The sequence below is a fragment of the Pseudomonas sp. PB105 genome, assembly GCF_009764655.1.
GTDB classification, from domain to species: Bacteria; Pseudomonadota; Gammaproteobacteria; order Pseudomonadales; family Pseudomonadaceae; genus Aquipseudomonas; species Aquipseudomonas cyclaminis.
Window position 1 is genome coordinate 101,034 of record NZ_RWIO01000042.1, and the last position, 17,998, is coordinate 119,031.

Below are 17,998 nucleotides of genomic sequence, written 5' to 3' on the forward strand. Positions count from 1 at the left end.
TCTGGCACTTGCGAGCGGGTCCTCAGGCAGCCAATGTGTGGCGCTTGCCAAACAGCGCCACACTCGTCACGCCCACCGCCCCCATCACCACGCAATACCCCACGCAGATCCACGGGCTGCTAGGCATCAGCGCGATCAGCATCAACGGCGTGGTGCTCGCCCACAGCGCGTAGGCAATGTTGTAGGTAAAGGAAATCCCCGACACCCGCACCTGGGCCGGAAACAGCCCGACCATCACCGACGGCACTGCGCCCACCACGCCGCAGCTCAAGCCCGCCACGGCGTACGCCGCGCCCAGCCACACGCCGCCATTGATCAGGCTGGCGTACAGCAACGCGATGCCCATTGGCAGCAACAGGCTGTAGACCAGCACCGCGCGCCAGGCGCCGATGCGGTCCACCAGCAGGCCGGCGAGGACGCAGCCGATGTTCAGGAACACGATGCCCAAGGCGCTCAGGGCGAAGGTGTGACTGGGGCTCATGCCGAAGGTTTTTTGCATCATGGTCGGGGTGATGACCACCAGGACCACCACGGCGGAGGTGAGCACGCAGGTGAGGATCATCGCCGGCAACAAGACGGCGCGGTGGTCACGCAGTACGGTACGCAGCGGCAGTTCAGCGGCGGCCTGGCGGCGGGCCTGCATTTCGAGGAACACCGGGGTTTCGCTGAGCCAGCGACGCAGCCATACGCCGATCACGCCGAACACACCGCCGAGCAGAAACGGAAAACGCCAGGCGTAATCCAGGATTTCGGCTGGGGTGAAAACTTGCGCCAGCAGCGTGGCGGTCAAGGCGCCGAGCAGGTAGCCGAAGGTCAGGCCGGCCTGCAGAAAGCCCAGCGCGTAGCCACGGTGATTGCGCGGTGCGTGCTCGGCGACGAAGGTCCAGGCGCTCGGCACTTCGCCGCCCACCGCCGCACCTTGCAGCACGCGCAGCGCGAGCAGGATCAGCGGGGCGAAATAACCGATTTGCGCATAGGTCGGCATGATCCCGATCAGCAGGCACGGCAACGCCATCATCAGGATGCTGAGGCTGAACACGCGCTTGCGCCCCAGGTGGTCGGCAAAGTGCGCCATCAGGATTCCGCCCAGCGGGCGCGCCAGATAGCCGGTGACGAAGATGCCGAAGCTTTGCAGCAGGCGCAGCCACTCGGGCATTTCCGGGGGGAAAAACAGTTGGCTGAGGGTCAGCGCAAAAAACACGAAAATAATGAAATCGTAGATTTCCAGGGCACCGCCCAGGGCGGCCAGGCCCAGGGTTTTGTAGTCGGAGCGGGAAAAACGCTGCGCCTGTGAAGAAAAGGTGGCAGTCATGTTGAGGCTCGGCAGACAAACAAAATGGCGTGCAGGTTATGAGCTGAGCCGGTTGATGGCAATCGCCGCAGATATATTTGTTTTCCTCATGGATCGATGAAGATAACTGCATTCCCATATCAATGGCCGTGGAGGAACATGCGCGAAAAATGCCGCCCATAATAAATACAAGAGGTACGACCCGTGGCCGATGCTATCGAAGAAAGCCGCTATGCCCGATTTGCCCTGCGTTGCTCCAACTTCGCCGAACGCTGGTTCCCTGACTCCTGGGTGTTCGCCGCGCTCGCGGTGATCATCGTCGCCGTGGCGACCCTGGGCATGGGCGCAGCGCCCACCGAGGCCGCCAAGGCCTTCGGCGATGGGTTCTGGAGCCTGATCCCGTTCACCATGCAAATGGCGTTTGTGGTGATCGGCGGTTACGTCGTCGCCAGTTCGCCGCCGGCGGTCAAGCTGATTGACCGCCTGGCACGCATCCCGAAAAACGGCCGTTCAGCCGTGGCCTGGGTGGCGTTGATTTCCATGGTCGCCTCGCTGCTCAACTGGGGCCTGTCCCTGGTATTCGGCGGCTTGCTGGTACGGGCGCTGGCCCGGCGTACGGATTTGCGCATGGACTACCGCGCCGCCGGTGCTGCGGCCTACCTGGGCCTAGGTGCGGTGTGGGCGCTGGGGTTGTCGTCGTCGGCCGCGCAGTTGCAGGCCAACCCGGCCAGCCTGCCGCCGTCGATTCTGGCGATCACCGGGATGATCCCGTTTACCGAGACCATCTTCCTGTGGCAATCCGGCGTGCTGTTACTGGCGCTGATCGTGGTGTCGCTGATCATCGCCTACGCCACCGCGCCCGGCCCGAACAGCGCCCGTGACGCCAAGGCCTGCGGCGTCGACCCGGCCTTCAACCTGCCCAAGCCGCAAGCCCCGACGCGCCCCGGCGAATGGCTGGAACACAGTCCGCTGCTGACCATCCTGCTGGCACTGCTGGCGGCCGGTTGGCTGTTCCACGAGTTCTCGACCAAACCGGCGATCAGCGCCATCTCGGGGCTCAACACCTACAACTTCCTGTTCATCATGGTCGGTGCGCTGTTGCATTGGCGCCCGCGCAGCTTTCTGGATGCGGTGGCGCGGGCGGTGCCGACCACCACTGGCGTGCTGATCCAATTCCCGCTGTACGGCTCGATTGCGGCGCTGATGACAGTGGTGAAAGGCGCTGACGGCCAGACGCTGGCGCACCATATCTCGACCTTCTTCACCTCCATCGCCTCCCACGACACCTACGCGCTGCTGATGGGCGTGTACTCGGCGGTGCTGGGCTTCTTTATCCCGTCGGGCGGCGGCAAGTGGATCATCGAAGCGCCGTACGTGATGCAAGTGGCCAATGACCTGCAATACCACCTGGGCTGGTCGGTGCAGATCTACAACGCGGCTGAAGCGCTGCCCAATCTGATCAACCCTTTCTACATGCTGCCGTTGCTCGGGGTGTTGGGGCTCAAAGCGCGGGATCTGATCGGGTTTTCGTTTGTGCAGTTGCTGGTGCACACGCCACTGGTGCTGTTTTTGTTGTGGGCGTTGGGGACGACGTTGACGTATCTGCCGCCGGTGATGCCATAGGGCACGGCGGTTGCTCTAATGCCTGTCTTCGTTCCGTCACATTGCATTGCTACCGTCCTGCGAAATATCTTGCAACAACTCGCCAGCAAGGACTCCCCGCAATGAGTGACGAGCACGAAGACCGCCCCGCCCCAGGTTCCACATCCAATCCGCCCGTAGACAGCAGCCGGCGGCGCTTCCTGGGAGGCGCGGCTGTGTTGGGGGTGGGGGCGACCTTGAGTGCCTGCGGCCACACCGGTGACACATCGGGAAAACCTGCAGCGCGGCCACTCACGCCCCAGGAATTGGACAAGGCCTTGCAGGACCAGGTGAAAACCGTGGTGGTGATCTATGCCGAGAACCGCAGCTTCAACAACCTGTTTGCGGATTTCCCAGGTGTTGAGAAACCGCTTTCCGCGCTGTCCGCAACCGACACCCAGCAACGCGACCGCGATGGCAGCTTATTGAGCACGCTGCCACCGGCCTGGGGCGGCGTACTGCAAGTCGGCCCGCAAACCGTCGACGGGGTGACGTACCCCAGCGAAGTGCAATTCCAGGAAAACCTGCCCAACGCCCCTTTTGATCTCAAGGGGCCGAGTGGCGAGGACCTGCCGCTGAGCCTGGTCACCCGCGATTTGTGGCACGTGTTTTATCAGAACCAGATGCAGATCAACGGCGGCAAGAACGATGGCTTCGTCGCCTGGGCGGATTCCGGCGGGCTGGTGATGGGCCGTTACGCACAAAGCCGTTATTCCCTGCGCCTGTGGGACGTGGCCAAGGAGTTTGTGCTCTGCGATAACTTCTTCCAGGGTGCGTTCGGCGGTTCGTTCCTTAATCATCAGTACCTGATCAGCGCCACGGCGCCGGTTTATCCGAATGCGGCCGCGTCGGTGGCCAAGGCGCAGATCGCCACGTTGCAAAGCGATGACCCGACCGACACCCGCCTCAAACCGCTCGAAAAATCCCCGGCCAGCGCCATGACTGGCCCGCCGCAGTTCGGCCCCAGCGCGCTGACCCCGGACGGTTTCGCCGTGAATACCCTGGCCCCGCCCTATTGGCCGACGTGGATTCGCGACCCGCAGAACCCGGATTACTCCAAACCCGACCTGCCCAACGTGCTGGTGCCGCAGACCCACGAACACATCGGCGACAAGCTGTCGAAAAAGAACGTCGACTGGGCCTGGTATGCAGGGGCCTGGCAGGCGACGTTGGATCAGTTCAAGGATTCGGGGGGCATTCCGAAGATCCCGAACTTCCAGTACCACCATCAGCCGTTCAACTATTTCAAAAAACAGGGGCCCGAGAACCGTGCAGAACGTGACAAGCGCCTGCGCGATGGCGGTTTGGGCGATGAGTCCAGCACCAATAAGTTTTTCACCGATGCCCAGGCTGGCAAGCTGCCGGCCGTGAGTTTCTACAAACCCCAGGGCAACCTGAACATGCATGCCGGTTACGCCGACGTGGCCTCGGGCGACCGCCATATCGCCCGCGCGTTGAAGGTGCTGCAGGACAGCCCGCAGTGGAAAAACATGGTGGTGATCGTCACCGTCGATGAAAACGGCGGCTGGTGGGACCACGTCGCACCGCCCAAAGGCGATCGCTGGGGCCCTGGCACGCGGGTTCCGGCGCTGGTGGTGTCGCCGTTCGCACGTAAAGGCACGGTGGACCATACGGTGTACGACACCGCGTCGATCCTGCGCTTGATCACCCGGGTCTTCCAACTGGAGACCCTCGACGGCCTCAAGCAGCGCGATGACGCGATGATCGCCCGCGGCCAGAAACCCATGGGCGATTTGAGCAACGCCTTGCAGTTCAACCTGTAGGTTTCTTATCCAATAGCGACACGCCCAGCGATTTAGCACGCGGTTTTCCTGGTCAACCGCTACTGTGAGGAGGTGGGCTTTCACCCCGCGCAGACGGGCTTTCGCTGACAAGGAATCAACTATGTTCAAACCGACCGGGCTTTCCCTCGCCCTGGCCGCACTGATGTGCAGTGCAGTCGTACACGCCGATGTCGAGGTACCACTGGGTAGCACGCAACGGGTTACCCAGCTGTTCGCGTTCCCCAACAACTGCAATGTGATCTGCTTTCGTCCCTGGACGCTGGAGCAGACCGCCGAGCACTATCTGAACCAAAGCCTGGTGCGCGACGGTTACAGCCGCGCCAAGGTCAGCGTCAAGAGCCATGACGGCCAAGTCGTGGCAACCTTCAGCGGCGTTCCCGACAGCTATGGCCAACCCCTGACGACGTTGCTCAACACTGCAGACCTGGCTTACCAAGGCGCCAGCAAGCTCAACAGCGACGGCAAGTGGGCCTACAGCTGGTACCTGTTCCTGCCATTGGGCATGGCCCTGGAAAACCGTAAGAGTATTGAGCTGCTGCACTTCCCGCCGGACTATTCATTGACTCAGGCGCAGGATTACCTGGAGTCGAAAACCACGGATCGCTGGGCCGACTTGCTCACCAGCAACGGCGTGCCGGCCACCGAAACCCCGGCTTACCAGACCATCATCGATATCGCCCCCATCGCCGCCCCCTCCAACGCCGGCAAGGACTTGGAAGGCATCTACAGCTACTTCACCGACTACCAAACGCGCATGGTCAAGGAACTGAGCCTGCTGCCCGACGGCTCGCTGCCAATGGTGGCGTTCGGCGCGCCGGTGCGTAACTGGATCAAGCAGCAGTACGGGCAAACCGTGGGCGTACTGGGTTTGGCGCAAATAAACCCGATCGAGGGCAAAGCCGTATCGGTACTGGGCGCCAACCACCCAAGCTATATCTGGTACGCCGCCGACCCCGAGACCTACGACGGCAACGAACAAAAGGCCGACGAGGCGGGCTTGAAAGTAATGGGCCAGGATCTCAGCGCCGCCTGCTGGCAGGCCGGGATGGTCCAGAAACCGGCCAGCGACCCGAATGTGCTGCTCAAGGCCTGCATGAATACCTGGCAGGTGACGCGCAAAGAGAAGACCTGTGAGTTGTTCTACACCTCAGTGCGCGAACTGAGCCCGGAGCAGGCCAACACCAAGTGCGCCACATCAGCGATCAAAACTCAGTTGAAACAGCTGAAAAACGCCGCTCCTGCCCCCCTGATCACGGAGCCTGCGTTGTAAAGCGCAGAAAAAAAACCCGTTTCTACTGTCATATTTGACAGTAGAAATCGGATCCAACTTAAGCGAGTCTTGAGCCGCGCCCATCCGCTGCAAGACTGGCCGTCAGACACCACCCGCAGGTCGATGCAGCCTAACCAAGGAGAGTTATGAAAACTCAAGCCATGGATAAGGCTAGAACTGCTGCAAGTGAATGTTTATACCCGTTCAAGACGCTGCGAATTGAACAGGGCTACCCTTCGTCCGAGCAGTTCAAGGTCGTACGCACCGCAAATGACGCGGGAGGTGGCATCAAGGCGCGCACAGCCTTGGACGGCCGCACGCGCATTGCCATTGTCTCCGGCTACGCAGTGGGCGAACGACGCCTGCACACGCTGCAGTTGTCCCCGCGCATCCACTTGTACGACTGTTGGTTCTGCGGCCTCTTACAGCATTCGTGCAACCCGAATGTGTTCTTCGACACCACGTACCTGGAGCTCTGGACCGTGCAACCCATCGCCGCCGGCGCCTGGCTGACCCTGGACTACGCCAGCACTGAAGATGTGCTGTTCCGGCAGTTCGCTTGCCAATGCGGCGAGCTGAACTGCCGGGGCTGGATCACCGGCAGCCAGGAACCATTGAATGCCGAAGGCCAGGCCTTCATGGCCCAGTGGCGGATGCGTAAACGGCCTTAGGCTTCGCCCAGTGGACGCAGGCGGTATTGCGGCGGCAGTTGCTCGAAGCCACTGATGGTGGTGTTCAAGCTCTTCCAGCGGCCATCCTTGATGCCGTAGATGCAGCCATGGATGGACAGGCTCTGCCCACGGTGCCAGGCGTTTTGCACAATGCTGGTGTGGCCGACGTTGGCCACCTGCTGAATCACGTTCAGCTCGCACATGCGGTCCACGCGTTCTTCTTCGGTCGGCAACTGGGACAGCACGTCGCGGTTTTCGTAGTACAGGTCGCGAATGGTGCGCAGCCAGCCGTCGATCAGGCCGAACTGGCGATCCTGCATCGACGCCCGCACACCGCCGCAGCCATAGTGACCGGTGACGAGGATGTGTTTGACCTTCAGCACGTCGACTGCGTACTGGATCACCGACAGGCAGTTGAGGTCGGTGTGCAGCACCACGTTGGCCACGTTGCGGTGCACGAACAGATCACCCGGCAGCATGCCGACGATCTCGTTGGCCGGCACACGGGCGTCGGAGCAGCCGATCCAAAGGTATTCCGGGGTTTGCTGGCGGGCGAGCTTGGCGAAGAATTCGGGATCTTCCTGTTTGATCGCATCCGCCCAGCGTTCGTTGTTATCAAGCAGGTCTTGTAGTTCGTTCATCAGGGAAAGCCTCAGGAATGATGCGCAGTTTTGTGACTGACAACCCATCGTCCAGGTCACGCGATGCGCAAATTAGCTTGAATCTTTGGCGCGCCGTGCCTGTCCACACACTATAAGCCCCACAGTATGAGGATTGGCCATGACTGAATCACGACGTCCCTACGGCGCTACCCAGCCCGAACCAATTGACGACAACGAAGATCGCATGGGGTCGATGCGCGAGTTGGATTTTGACGAAGAGGAACCGACGGCGGAGATCGGCGATGAGATCCCACGTCGTGAACGCGAGCACCTGATGCCCGCCGAACGGGTGCGTGAAGCCGGTCTGACGGGGGCTTCGACGGATGATCACGAGCCTACCGATGACGATATGAGTCCGGAAACCCTGATCCATGAGGATGGTGCGCGGGATGTCCGGGAGGAAGGTGAAGATAATCCTGCGGACTACGACCTGAGTATCGTGGATGAAGATGCGATTGGCGGCGGGAATGGGTTGGATGAGGCGGAGTTGGCCGATCTCGACCCGGTAGACGGCAACCGCTGAAGAAATGCGGTTCAACAAAATGTGGGAGGGGCAAGCCCCCTCCCACATGGGTTTCAACGTTTAGTCGACGAGGGTGCAGGCCATGACGACCGCATCTTCGCGACCACCGACAGCCGGGTAGTAATCCCGACGACGGCCAATCTCGTTAAAGCCATAGCGCTCGTACAAGCGAAAAGCGCCGGTATTGCTGTCGCGCACTTCCAGGAAACATTCCCGCGCCTTGGCCTCATAGGCCCGAGACATCAAGTGTTCGAGCAAGCTCAAGCCCAAACCACGGCCCTGGTTTTCCGGCTTGACGGTGATGTTGAGCAAATGCGCCTCGTCGAGGATGATCTGCACGACGCCATGACCCACCTGCTGCTCACCTTCAAACATCAGCCAGATCTGGTACTTGCCCAGCCCGTCCATAAAGATGCCGCGGGTCCAGGGATGGCTGAACGCCGCGTATTCGATTTTCAGCACGGCGTCGAGGTCAGCCTCGGTCATCGGGCGGAAGGATAAAGCCTCACTCATCGGTTGTTTTCCAGCGCGCCATCAGCCGGCGCATGGCTTGCCAGACATCAGCCTTACGCTGTGGCTCTTCCATTAATAATTCGAGGCCCGGCAGGGCCCATACCGAACCCAGGCCTTCGACCTGCAGTTCGCGGTACCAGGACTCGGCATTGGCCTCACCGGCAAACCGCACGGCGGGCAGGCCGATCAGCCACAGGCACACACAGGGTTCGTCTTCCAGGCGCGCCGAGACAAAGCTCTGCACAAAATCCCGCGCCGCTTCCGGGCCCTGGTCCATGGTGCCGCGCACCAACAGCGGCCAGCGCACCGGATCACCGACGATTTGCGGGCTGTCGGGCAAACCGGCGGCGCGCAGCATGTCTTTGAGCAACATATAAGCGGGATCGCGGGTCTGGAAACGCTCGCCGGTGGGCAATTCCACCAGTAGCAGGCAGCGCCCGGCGCGCAGCAATTGCAGGGCAAAGCGTGGCGGCGGCACTGCCGGGGTCTTGACCACCGGGGCCTGCGCCTCGGCGACCACGGGCTTGGCTATCGGCGACGGGCGTGGCACTTCGATCTTGGTGCGCTCGACCGCCGGGCGCGCCTGCGGCTGCGGCTTGACCACGGCCACCGGTGCGGCAGCCTCCTCGCCCGAGGTCTGGAACGCCTCATCGGGCTCAAGCGCCTGTAGCAGCTCGGGCCGCGACGGCGCGGCAAACGGCAGTTCGGTGCGGGGCAGCCAGTTGACCACCTGCATGGCGGTCAAGTAAGCGCGACGTCGGGACTCGATAAGCACAGCTCGGCCACTTGTGGATAAGTAAAGAGCGGGGATTCTACCGCTGTTCGGTAACAATCGCCCACTGCGCACTGACCGGCTGTGGATAAATCCCCCGCTTGATGCAGTACAATCGCGACTTTTAATCGCCAACCAGCCGGCCATTCCCATGATCGAACCCAAGCGCGTCCTGCGCGCCCTCGCCGAACACTGGGCCTTACTTGAGCCACTGTGCGAACACTTCGACCAAGGCACCCTGAGCCTGAGCGAGCTGCGCGCACAACTGGCCGCCCAACAACTGGACAGCACGCCCCAGGACATCACCAGCCTGCTGGACGTGTGGATTCGCCTGGATATCCTGGTGCCTGTCGCCAAGAGCCCGAACCGTTTCGAGCTCAACGCGCAGATCCACGATTTCCTGGCTTATCTTCGCAAGGAGCACCGGCTTGGCCTGTGCCTGGAAATCGAAGCCTACCTGCGCCACCTTGAGCGCCTGGCCGGTTATATCCAGGACGCCTTCGACATCCGTGACGGCCACGACCTGGCCCGCCAGCTGCGCCTGCTGGATATGCGCGTGCGGGATGTGCTGAAAAAACTCGCCAACGACGAACAAGCCCTCGCGGCCGTGGCAGACCGTGCCAAGACCAGCGACCGGCAGATCCCGTTGCGCCAGCGTTACGCTGAAGTGCTGGCGACCTGGGACGAATACGTCGAACCCATGATCCAACTGGTGAACGCCGACGGCGCCTTCGAGCAAGGCGTGCGCAAGGTCGAGAATGTGCTGCTGCGCATGCTCACCGAGCAACAGCGTCTTGGCCACCTGGTGGACGACGACATGCTGCTGCGCACCCACGCGCGCATCCTCGAAATGCAGACCAGCGCCCAGTTGACCTTGCGTCATGCCCGCGAGCTGCTGTTGCCGCTGCGTGAAGAAGCGCGCCGGCACAACGCCGTGACCCGTGGCGCGGCACTGGCGCTGTCGGCCATCCGCCGCAAAGGCCTGGATGCGGTACCCCAGGCCGCCATGCCCATGTTCACCCGGCCGCAAAGTACCTTCCTTGGTAGCGCGAGTCAGGTGGAAGCCTATGTATATGCCCTGGCGAATTTCGAGCCGAAACCGGCACGGTTCCCCAAGGCGCACAAATCCCACAAGGGCGAAGCCCAGCGTGCGCCACGTACGGTCAAGGAAATGCTGGAGCGTTGCGAAGACGCCCTGCCGATGCCGGACCTGATGACTTGGCTGCTGGAGCAGGAACCGGACGGCGCCACCGACGAATTGCTGTACTGGTTCTCGCGACTGTCCCGTGAGAAGCGCTTCAAGCGCGAACGCCTGGAACGTCGCGATTACCACACACACGAGCACCAGGTCAGCCTGCGCTCATTCGCCCTGCTCCCGGCCGGCACCGACGCCGCCGAGCATCCTGCGAGTACACCTTATGCATCTTGATCTATCCGAACTGTCCCAGTTGGCGCCGATCTTTCGCGAGCTGTTCAAGGGTTACCACGTCAGCCGCCGCGACCCGGAGCTGTACGCACAACTGTCGAACTTCCAGGACCAGTACCGCACGCTGTTCAAGGCCCTGGGCTTTGAGCTGGTATGCGACACCCGTGGTTTTTATTACTTCGTGCCGGACTCCGCCATCGCCAGCGCGCAGGTGAACAAGACCGCCCAGCGCCTGGCGCTGTTCACCTTCATCATCGTCGAGCACCTGGCCGATCAGGGCCGCGACCCGATCGCCGTGCTCGACGGTGGCAGCCTGGGCCGCGACGAGCTGCCGTCCCTGCTGGAAAAATACCGCGACCTGTTTATCCAGGCCGAAGTGCAGACCCAGGAAGAACTCGAAGAAAAAATCATGCGCCGTATGACCCAACTGGGTTTTGCCAGCGAGGACAACGGCATTTACCGCTTCCTGCCGCCGATGCACCGCTTCCTCGACGTGTGCCTGTCGGTGCAGCAGGACCGCGACCTGGCGGCCAGCGTACACAGCGTGTTGCCACTGCCGGTGCCGGTGATCATTGACGAAGACAGCGATGAAAAACTGCTGAAGACCGATGACCCGCTGGACCTCAGCGACTTCGCGGACGAAAGCGAAGAAGACGCACTGGCCCGCGCCATTGCCGAAGAACAGGAGACCGACGCATGAGCAAGGAACGCTACGGCATCCGCCGCTTCGCCCTATTGAACACTGCCGGCTACAGCTTGGGGTTGTTCCCGCTGGAAGAACCGCTGTCGGTGTATGGCGCAAACAACCTGGGTAAATCCGCGTCGATCAACGCCTTGCAGTTCCCGATCCTGGCACGCATGTCGGACATGAGTTTCGGCAAGTACACCCTGGAACAATCGCGGCGCTTCTACTTTGCTACCGACACCAGCTACATCCTGGTGGAAGTCTCCCTGCCCCACGGCCCGCACGTGATCGGCGTGGTCGGGCGCGGCCCGGGCGGTGGTTTCGGTCACCAGTTCTTCGCCTATGCGGGCAAGCTGGACCTGGCGCACTACCAAAAGAACGACACGTGCCTGCGTCAGAAAGAGCTGTTCACCAACCTTGAGCGCGAAGGCCTCAAAGCCTACGAACTCAAGCCGGATGAACTGCGGCGTTTGCTGGTGGGCGGCCACACCTCGATCCCGCTGGACCTGACGCTGATCCCGCTGCGCTCCACCAGCGAGCAGAGCCTGAAGACCTTCCGTGCGTTGTTTATCAACCTGCTGCACATGCGCGAAATCACCGCAGCCAAGCTCAAGCAATTGTTCCTCGATGCCTTCGAACACAGCCTGCGTTCCGGTAGCGTGGATTACATCGCTGCGTGCGAAGAAGCCTTTCGCGATGTGCGACGCATGGAGCAGGACTACAACTCGCTGGTCGCCGCGGGCCCGCTGGTCGAAGCGTTGGCCAATGGCGTTCGCCAGCGCGACAGCTTGCGCGGCAAACTGCATCGCCTGTCGCCGCTGCTGGACTCGCTGCTGGGCACCTGGTCCGATTACGCCAGTGCACGCAAGGAAGAGCTGACCATCCAGGCCGAGCACTACCGCAACGAGCAAGACGCGCTGCAGAACGATCAGCGCGGTGGCACCCAGGAGTTGATGCGCCTGGAGCGTGAGATCAGCGGCATCCAGCGCTGGTTGGGCGAGCTGTCGGTGCTCAAGCATCGCTTTGCCCTGGTGGATGACGTGAAGGTGCTGGAACAGCAACTGCTGGCGGCCAAGGATGCCCACGATGAGCTGGCGGGCGCTTTGGCGCAGTCACGTCAGTTCAGCGCCGAAGACTTGGACGAGCGTCTGCGCGACTTGGAAAAACGCTTGAAGTCGGTCAGACAGCAGCTTGATCACGCCGACAACAACAGCTACGCCAAACTGCGGGAAGAATTCTCACAGCAGGATGTCGAGCGTCTGATGCGTCTGTTCAACAGCTCGTTGTTCAGCCTGCCGTTGGGTGAGCATGGCATCACGCTGGACGAGGACGGCCAGTGGGTCAAATCCCTGGAGCAGATCCTCGATGGCTTCAAGGGCGAGCGCTTTGACGTGCCGGGGCTGTCCATCGACATCTCCCACATCGAGCCGCCGGCGTTGCAGGCCCTGGCAGATCGCGCCGCATTGCGCGACCAGAAGGAACGCCTGGAAAAAGAACTCAAGCAACTCAAGACGCAGCAGGCTGTAGCGTCCGACCGCGCCGCGAGCAAGACCCAGACCGAGGCGCTTTACCAGCAGGTGCTTGACGCGCAAAAGGCCCTGGAAGACTTCCGCCGTGCGCAAACCCTGAGCGCCGAAGAAGGCGAGAAGCTGGAAAACCTGGCGCAGATGGAAGCCGCCCAGGACGAGTTGAAGCGCTCCAGCGATGCGTTTACCGAACGTGTCCAACAACTGTCGGCGAAGCTGCAACTGGTCGGCCGGCAGATTGGCGACATGGAAGCCAAGCAACGTACGCTGGACGACGCCTTGCGCCGTCGTCAGTTGCTGCCAGCGGATTTGCCGTTCGGCACGCCGTTTATGGACCCGGTCGACGACTCCATGGACAACCTGCTGCCGTTGCTCAATGACTATCAGGACAGCTGGCAAGGTCTGCTGCGCGCCGATGGCCAGATCGAGGCGCTGTATGCGCAGGTGCGCCTCAAGGGCGTGGCCAAGTTCGACAGCGAGGATGATGTTGAGCGCCGTCTGCAACTGCTGATCAATGCCTACGCCCACCGCACTGATGAAGCGCTGACGCTGGGCAAGGCGCGCCGCGCGGCGGTGACCGATATCGCTCGGACCCTGCGCAATATCCGCAGCGACTACGACAGCCTTGAGCACCAGTTGGCGTTGTTCAACCGCGAGATCAACAAGCGTCAGGTGTCCAACCTGCAAAGCTTCCGCATCGTGCTGGCGCCGAACAAAGAAGCTCTCAAGCATATCGACCAGATCATCCACAGTGCGGGTCAGTACGAGGAAGGCGAAACGCTGTCGGTGTTCGACCTCAGCCAGAGCGCCGAGCAAGACAACAAGAACGAAGAGGCCAAGGAGTATCTGGCGCGTCTGGTGGCGGCCAACCACAACCAGTTGGGCCTCAAGGACTTGTTCGAGCTGGCGTTTGAGATCACCAAGGTAAATGGTCAGCCGGTCATTCACACCGACATTGATGGTGCGGCGTCCAACGGCACCACCATGACCATCAAGGCGCTGACCAACATGTACTTGTTGCTGCACCTGATGGACCGCGATCAGGCTGGGCGTGTGCGCTTGCCGTACTACCTGGATGAAGCGGCGGACATCGACGAGAAGAACCAGGCCGCGTTGCTGGAAACCAGCCTGCAACTGGGCTTCGTGCCGATTCTGGCGAGTGTGAAGCCGCAAGTGTCTGCCCAGGTGGCGATTGACCTGGAAGGTGGCAGCGGCCCGAACGGGATCTACATCGATGAGGCGGATTGGAAGTACATCCGTCGTCACGATGTGGTGAAGGCGACGGTGAATGTGCAGGCGGATGAACCGGAGTTGGATGAGGTCTGATTTTTTGGGCTGAAATGCAAAGACCCCTGGGTTCTCCCCAGGGGCCTTTTTTGTGTCTGGGGCGGCCTCACGGGGGCAAGCCCCCGATAGCCGCGCCTGGGTCTACTTGCCGAGCGGAATTTTAGGCGCCCAGGTCAGCCATTCATCTTCAAACTTATCAAACAACGGGAAGGTCTGCTGTGGCCGCGCAGCGTTACCCATCCGCTCGCCGTCTGGCGTGGCGAAGGCGATGCCGCCGGCAACCAGCGTCTCCAAGGACTCAGTCCGTACGGTGGCGCCTTTGAAGAGGCCGAAGTCGAGACCGAAGCCACTGGTATTCCAGAAACGACTGCCACCGCGCACCAGCGATGCGTACTTGGGTTCGATCAGGATGTGGATCAGCACGCGGTCAGCGGTTTGGCCCAACTCGTAGCCCGTAACTTTGCCCACGGTAACCTCACGATAAGTCACAGGCACACCTTCCTTCAACGAGCCACGGCGTGCGGCGCTGAGCGTGAGGCTCAGGCCTTCCTCTTGGTGTACCACCTCAGGCGGCTGGTCCAGGGCGACGAAGCTCTTTTGCGGACCCGAGCTTTTTACTGCGGGTTGCACTTCGATGTATTGGCCGGTAACCAGGGTTTCCAGGTTGGAGGTTTTCATCAGGCCGAGCTCCGGCTTGACCACCCAGAACTGGCTACCGGCACGTGCGATCCGGTCCGCCACCTGGGTGATGCGAGCACTGAGCAGCACCGACTGCATATCGGCACTCAGGTCGACACTCTCGATCTTGCCGACATCCAGGCCTTTGAAACGTACCGCAGTGCCTGGGCGCAGGCCATCGGCGCGGTCAACCTTGATGGTCACCAGAGTGCCGTGCTGGTTGGCGGCTTCACGGTCGGCGAACAAGCGGAAACGCGGAATGCGCTTTTTCAGGGGTACGTTCGGCTGTGGCGTTTCGAACGCGATGCCGCCGGCCATCAGGCTGGCGAGGGATTCACTCTTCACCTGGATGCCGCCGGTGAGGCCACCGGTCAGGGTGACGCCACTGGCATTCCAGAAACGCGTGGAACCGTTGACCAGGTTTTCGTATTCCTTCTCGATGTGAACGCCAATCACCAGTTGCTTGTTCTTGCGCGAGAACTGGTAGCTCTGTACCGAACCGACTCTGACCTGCTTGTAAAGGATCGGGCTGCCGACATCCAGGGAGCCAAGGTTATCGGTGAATAGCACCATGTGCAGGCCGGGAGAGCGCAGGTCCAGCGGTGGTGCTTTGGCGCGGGCGACGTATTCACGCTGAGGAGCGCTGCCCTTATCGCCGGGACGGACGGCGATGTAGTTACCTTTTACCAAAGCTTCCAGACCGGTGATGCCTGCCAGGGAAATGGACGGCTTGACTACCCAGAATTGGGTGTCCTGCACCAGGTAGTCTTCGGCCAATGGGTCGAGGGTCAACTCGGCGTTAGCGCTGGACAGGTCGGGGTCGATCTTCAGGGTTTTAAGGCTGCCGACCTGGATGCCTTTGTACATCACCGGGGTACGCCCAGCTTGCAGGCCTTCGAAGTCAGTGAGCTTGACCTTGACCCTGATGCCAGCCGCGGCGGCGTCGAAGTCTTCGTATAACCGGAACGGTAGGCTTGGATCGGTGGGTGGGCTGTCTTTTCGATTTTCCGGAGTGGCGAACGCTATCCCGCCGGCGACGATGCTGGAGAGCGACTCGCTGCGCACTTTCACACCGGAAAGGTTGGCGTCGATGCTGATGCCGCTGGCATTCCAGAAACGCGTGTGTTTGCGCACCAGGTTAGCGTAAGTCGGTTCGATGTAGACCTTGATCTCGACGGTGCTCTGATCCTCGGACAGCAGGTAGCTTTTGACCTGACCGACCTGGATCTGCTTGTAGAAGACAGGGCTGCCACGGTTCAGCGAGCCTAGACGATCAGCCTTGATGGTCAGATGCAGGCCGGGCTTGGCGTCGGATAATGGCGGCTCTTCAGAGAGCGCCTTGAATTTACGTGTGGGTTCGCCATCGCCAGGGCTGGCGGCGATGTAGTTACCTGAGACCAGGGTTTCCAAGCCAGTGATACCGGCGAGGCTGACGCTGGGTTTGACCAGCCAGAAGCGCGTGTTGGTCTTGAGGTATTGATCGACGTCCTTGTTCATCTCGATGGTGGCAATCACCCCGCGATTATTGCCCTCGTCATCCAAGGCCAAGGCTTTGACCTTACCCACTGGCATGCCTTTGTAGACAACTTCAGTCTTGTTGACCTGGATGCCTTCGCCGCTTTCAAAGCGCACTTGGATCTCAATGCCCTGCTGGGAATAGGCACGCCATCCCAACCAGCCGCCGATGATCAGGGCAATCAGGGGTAACACCCAAATGGCCGACCAGTTGGAAGCTGGACGGGTTTTAGCTTTAGGCAAATCACTCATGGTCGTCGTCCGACTCCGTGTTATCCCAAATCAGTCGGGGATCAAAAGTTACAGCGGCAAGCATCGTCAAGATCACCACACTGGCGAACGCCGCAGCACCGAGGTTGGCCTCGACGCTGGCAAGCCGTCCAAAGTTTACGACCGCCACAAGGATGGCGATCACGAAGATATCCAACATGGACCAGCGCCCAATGAATTCGATAAAGCGGTACATCACAATGCGTTGCTGTGCAGAAAGCGGCTGGTGACGCTGCACCGAGAACAGTAGCAGGCCAATGCCAACCAGCTTGAACGTGGGCACCAGGATACTGGCGATAAATACCACGGCTGCGATGGGAAACATACCGTGCTGCACCAGTTGAATCACACCCGCCATGATGGTGCTGGGGTCACCCTGACCCAATGAGTTGATCGTCATGATCGGCAACAGGTTGGCGGGGATGTATAAAATCGCGGCAGTGATCAGCAAAGACCACGTGCGCGCGAGGCTGTTGGGGCGACGGGCATGGATCAGCGCACCGCAACGGGAGCAGATTTGCTCATCGGTATCTGCTTCCTGCTTGTTCAACTCGTGGCATTCGGTACAAATCAGAATGCCCGCATCAATCGCCCGCATGATCATCCTCTCCCGACAGCGCTTGCCAGATCTGGTGCGGCGACATCACCACCTCAAGCAGAACCTGAACCATTAATAGACTGACGAAGCAGACCAAACCGAGGCCAATCGTGATGGCGGCCATGTCGGCAAGTTTCACAATTGCCACCAGCACGCCCATCAAGTAGACCTCCAACATTCCCCAATCTTTCATGTGGTGGTAGATGCGGTACAACAATAAGCCGTAACTGCGGCCGACTTTCCAACGAATACTGAGCAACACCGCCAATTGGCAGAGCAATTTGAGCAAGGGAATGCCCATGCTGCATAGAAACACCACGGCAGCAACGCCTTGCATACCAGTATCAAATAGGCCGACTACGCCACTCCACACGGTGTCCTCAGAGGACTGCCCGAGTAGATTGAGCTGCATGATGGGGAGAAAGTTTGCGGGGATGTACAGCAACAGCGCGGCGAGTACCAGGGCAAGACTACGCTCAACGACATTGTGGCGGTGAGCGTACAGCTCGTAACCGCAACGCGGGCATTGGGCTTTTTCGCCGAGGGCGAGCACGGGTTTGCGCATCAGTAAGTCGCACTCATGGCATGCCACCAGGTCGTCCAGTGGTAAATCCGACACCTCAAGGGCATCAACCGGATCGGGCATAAATAGGGCTCTGGCTCTAAAAAAGGTTAGGTACCTATTCTAGTGGTCTGGTTCAGAAATAACTGTGCAAATTTGTCGTGGGTCTAACCGCGCTTTCCGACCGCCCAAAACAAAACCCCATCTGCTTTCGCAAATGGGGTTTCGGAATTTAATCTTGACGATGACCTACTCTCACATGGGGAAACCCCACACTACCATCGGCGATGCATCGTTTCACTA

The 17,998-nt window shown here is 60.7% G+C and carries 15 protein-coding genes; 8 read left to right on the plus strand and 7 right to left on the minus strand.

Annotated features, from left to right (window positions below; translation table 11 throughout):
- Window positions 1-22: 22 nt before the first annotated feature.
- The gene (locus tag EJD88_RS11115; RefSeq protein ID WP_158877953.1) at window positions 23-1,312 is read right to left on the minus strand and encodes an MFS transporter; all 1,290 of its coding nucleotides are present in this window, start codon (window positions 1,310-1,312) and stop codon (window positions 23-25) included.
- A 183-nt stretch (window positions 1,313-1,495) separates the two neighbouring features.
- Here EJD88_RS11115 and EJD88_RS11120 point away from each other — a divergent pair, with 183 nt between their 5' ends.
- The 4 genes from EJD88_RS11120 to EJD88_RS11135 all read left to right on the plus strand — a co-directional run bounded on the left by EJD88_RS11120 (window position 1,496) and on the right by EJD88_RS11135 (window position 6,678).
- A complete protein-coding gene (locus tag EJD88_RS11120; RefSeq protein WP_099583907.1) occupies window positions 1,496-2,914 on the plus strand; it encodes a short-chain fatty acid transporter in 1,419 nt (472 codons plus the stop codon).
- A 101-nt stretch (window positions 2,915-3,015) separates the two neighbouring features.
- Window positions 3,016-4,716, plus strand: a complete 1,701-nt coding sequence (acpA, locus tag EJD88_RS11125; RefSeq protein WP_158877954.1) for an acid phosphatase — start codon at window positions 3,016-3,018, stop codon at window positions 4,714-4,716.
- Between the two features lie 121 nt (window positions 4,717-4,837).
- The gene (locus EJD88_RS11130; RefSeq protein ID WP_158877955.1) at window positions 4,838-6,007 is read left to right on the plus strand and encodes a hypothetical protein; all 1,170 of its coding nucleotides are present in this window, start codon (window positions 4,838-4,840) and stop codon (window positions 6,005-6,007) included.
- 146 nt (window positions 6,008-6,153) lie between these two features.
- Window positions 6,154-6,678, plus strand: coding sequence for an SET domain-containing protein-lysine N-methyltransferase (locus tag EJD88_RS11135; protein WP_099583904.1), 525 nt, complete (start codon window positions 6,154-6,156; stop codon window positions 6,676-6,678).
- Here the strand turns inward: EJD88_RS11135 and can are convergent.
- A complete protein-coding gene (gene can, locus EJD88_RS11140) occupies window positions 6,675-7,319 on the minus strand; it encodes a carbonate dehydratase (RefSeq protein ID WP_099583903.1) in 645 nt (214 codons plus the stop codon). The two genes, EJD88_RS11135 and can, sit on opposite strands and share 4 nt — an antisense overlap.
- A gap of 139 nt (window positions 7,320-7,458) precedes the next feature.
- On the opposite strand from can, the gene EJD88_RS11145 reads away from it, so the two are divergent.
- Complete coding sequence (locus EJD88_RS11145; protein WP_158877956.1) at window positions 7,459-7,863, plus strand: serine kinase/phosphatase; 405 nt, start codon at window positions 7,459-7,461, stop codon at window positions 7,861-7,863.
- Between the two features lie 60 nt (window positions 7,864-7,923).
- On the opposite strand, the gene rimI is transcribed toward EJD88_RS11145, so the two are convergent.
- Together rimI and EJD88_RS11155 are read right to left on the minus strand one after the other, a co-directional pair.
- Entirely contained in the window at window positions 7,924-8,376 is a 453-nt protein-coding gene (gene rimI / locus EJD88_RS11150) for a ribosomal protein S18-alanine N-acetyltransferase (protein ID WP_099583901.1), read from the minus strand.
- The gene (locus EJD88_RS11155; protein ID WP_158877959.1) at window positions 8,369-9,112 is read right to left on the minus strand and encodes an SPOR domain-containing protein; all 744 of its coding nucleotides are present in this window, start codon (window positions 9,110-9,112) and stop codon (window positions 8,369-8,371) included. Before EJD88_RS11155 ends, rimI begins: the two co-directional genes overlap by 8 nt.
- A 187-nt stretch (window positions 9,113-9,299) precedes the next feature.
- On the opposite strand from EJD88_RS11155, the gene mksB reads away from it, so the two are divergent.
- Genes mksB through mksF form a run of 3 tightly spaced genes read left to right on the plus strand, consistent with a single transcriptional unit; the run spans window position 9,300 to window position 14,111 of the window.
- Entirely contained in the window at window positions 9,300-10,577 is a 1,278-nt protein-coding gene (gene mksB / locus EJD88_RS11160) for an Mks condensin complex protein MksB (RefSeq protein ID WP_053134085.1), read from the plus strand.
- Entirely contained in the window at window positions 10,567-11,274 is a 708-nt protein-coding gene (gene mksE / locus EJD88_RS11165) for an Mks condensin complex protein MksE (protein WP_065923985.1), read from the plus strand. Before mksB ends, mksE begins: the two co-directional genes overlap by 11 nt.
- A complete protein-coding gene (gene mksF / locus EJD88_RS11170; protein WP_158877957.1) occupies window positions 11,271-14,111 on the plus strand; it encodes an Mks condensin complex protein MksF in 2,841 nt (946 codons plus the stop codon). The genes mksE and mksF overlap by 4 nt, the downstream gene beginning before the upstream one ends.
- Window positions 14,112-14,213: 102 nt before the next feature.
- On the opposite strand, the gene EJD88_RS11175 is transcribed toward mksF, so the two are convergent.
- Genes EJD88_RS11175 through EJD88_RS11185 form a run of 3 tightly spaced genes read right to left on the minus strand, consistent with a single transcriptional unit; the run spans window position 14,214 to window position 17,779 of the window.
- Entirely contained in the window at window positions 14,214-16,517 is a 2,304-nt protein-coding gene (locus tag EJD88_RS11175) for a PqiB family protein (RefSeq protein WP_112193291.1), read from the minus strand.
- Window positions 16,510-17,133, minus strand: a complete 624-nt coding sequence (locus EJD88_RS11180) for a paraquat-inducible protein A (RefSeq protein ID WP_099583896.1) — start codon at window positions 17,131-17,133, stop codon at window positions 16,510-16,512. Before EJD88_RS11180 ends, EJD88_RS11175 begins: the two co-directional genes overlap by 8 nt.
- Window positions 17,120-17,779: a paraquat-inducible protein A gene (locus EJD88_RS11185; RefSeq protein WP_099583895.1), complete on the minus strand. Its 660-nt coding sequence runs from the start codon at window positions 17,777-17,779 to the stop codon at window positions 17,120-17,122. The genes EJD88_RS11180 and EJD88_RS11185 overlap by 14 nt, the downstream gene beginning before the upstream one ends.
- Between the last annotated feature and the right edge of the window lie 219 nt (window positions 17,780-17,998).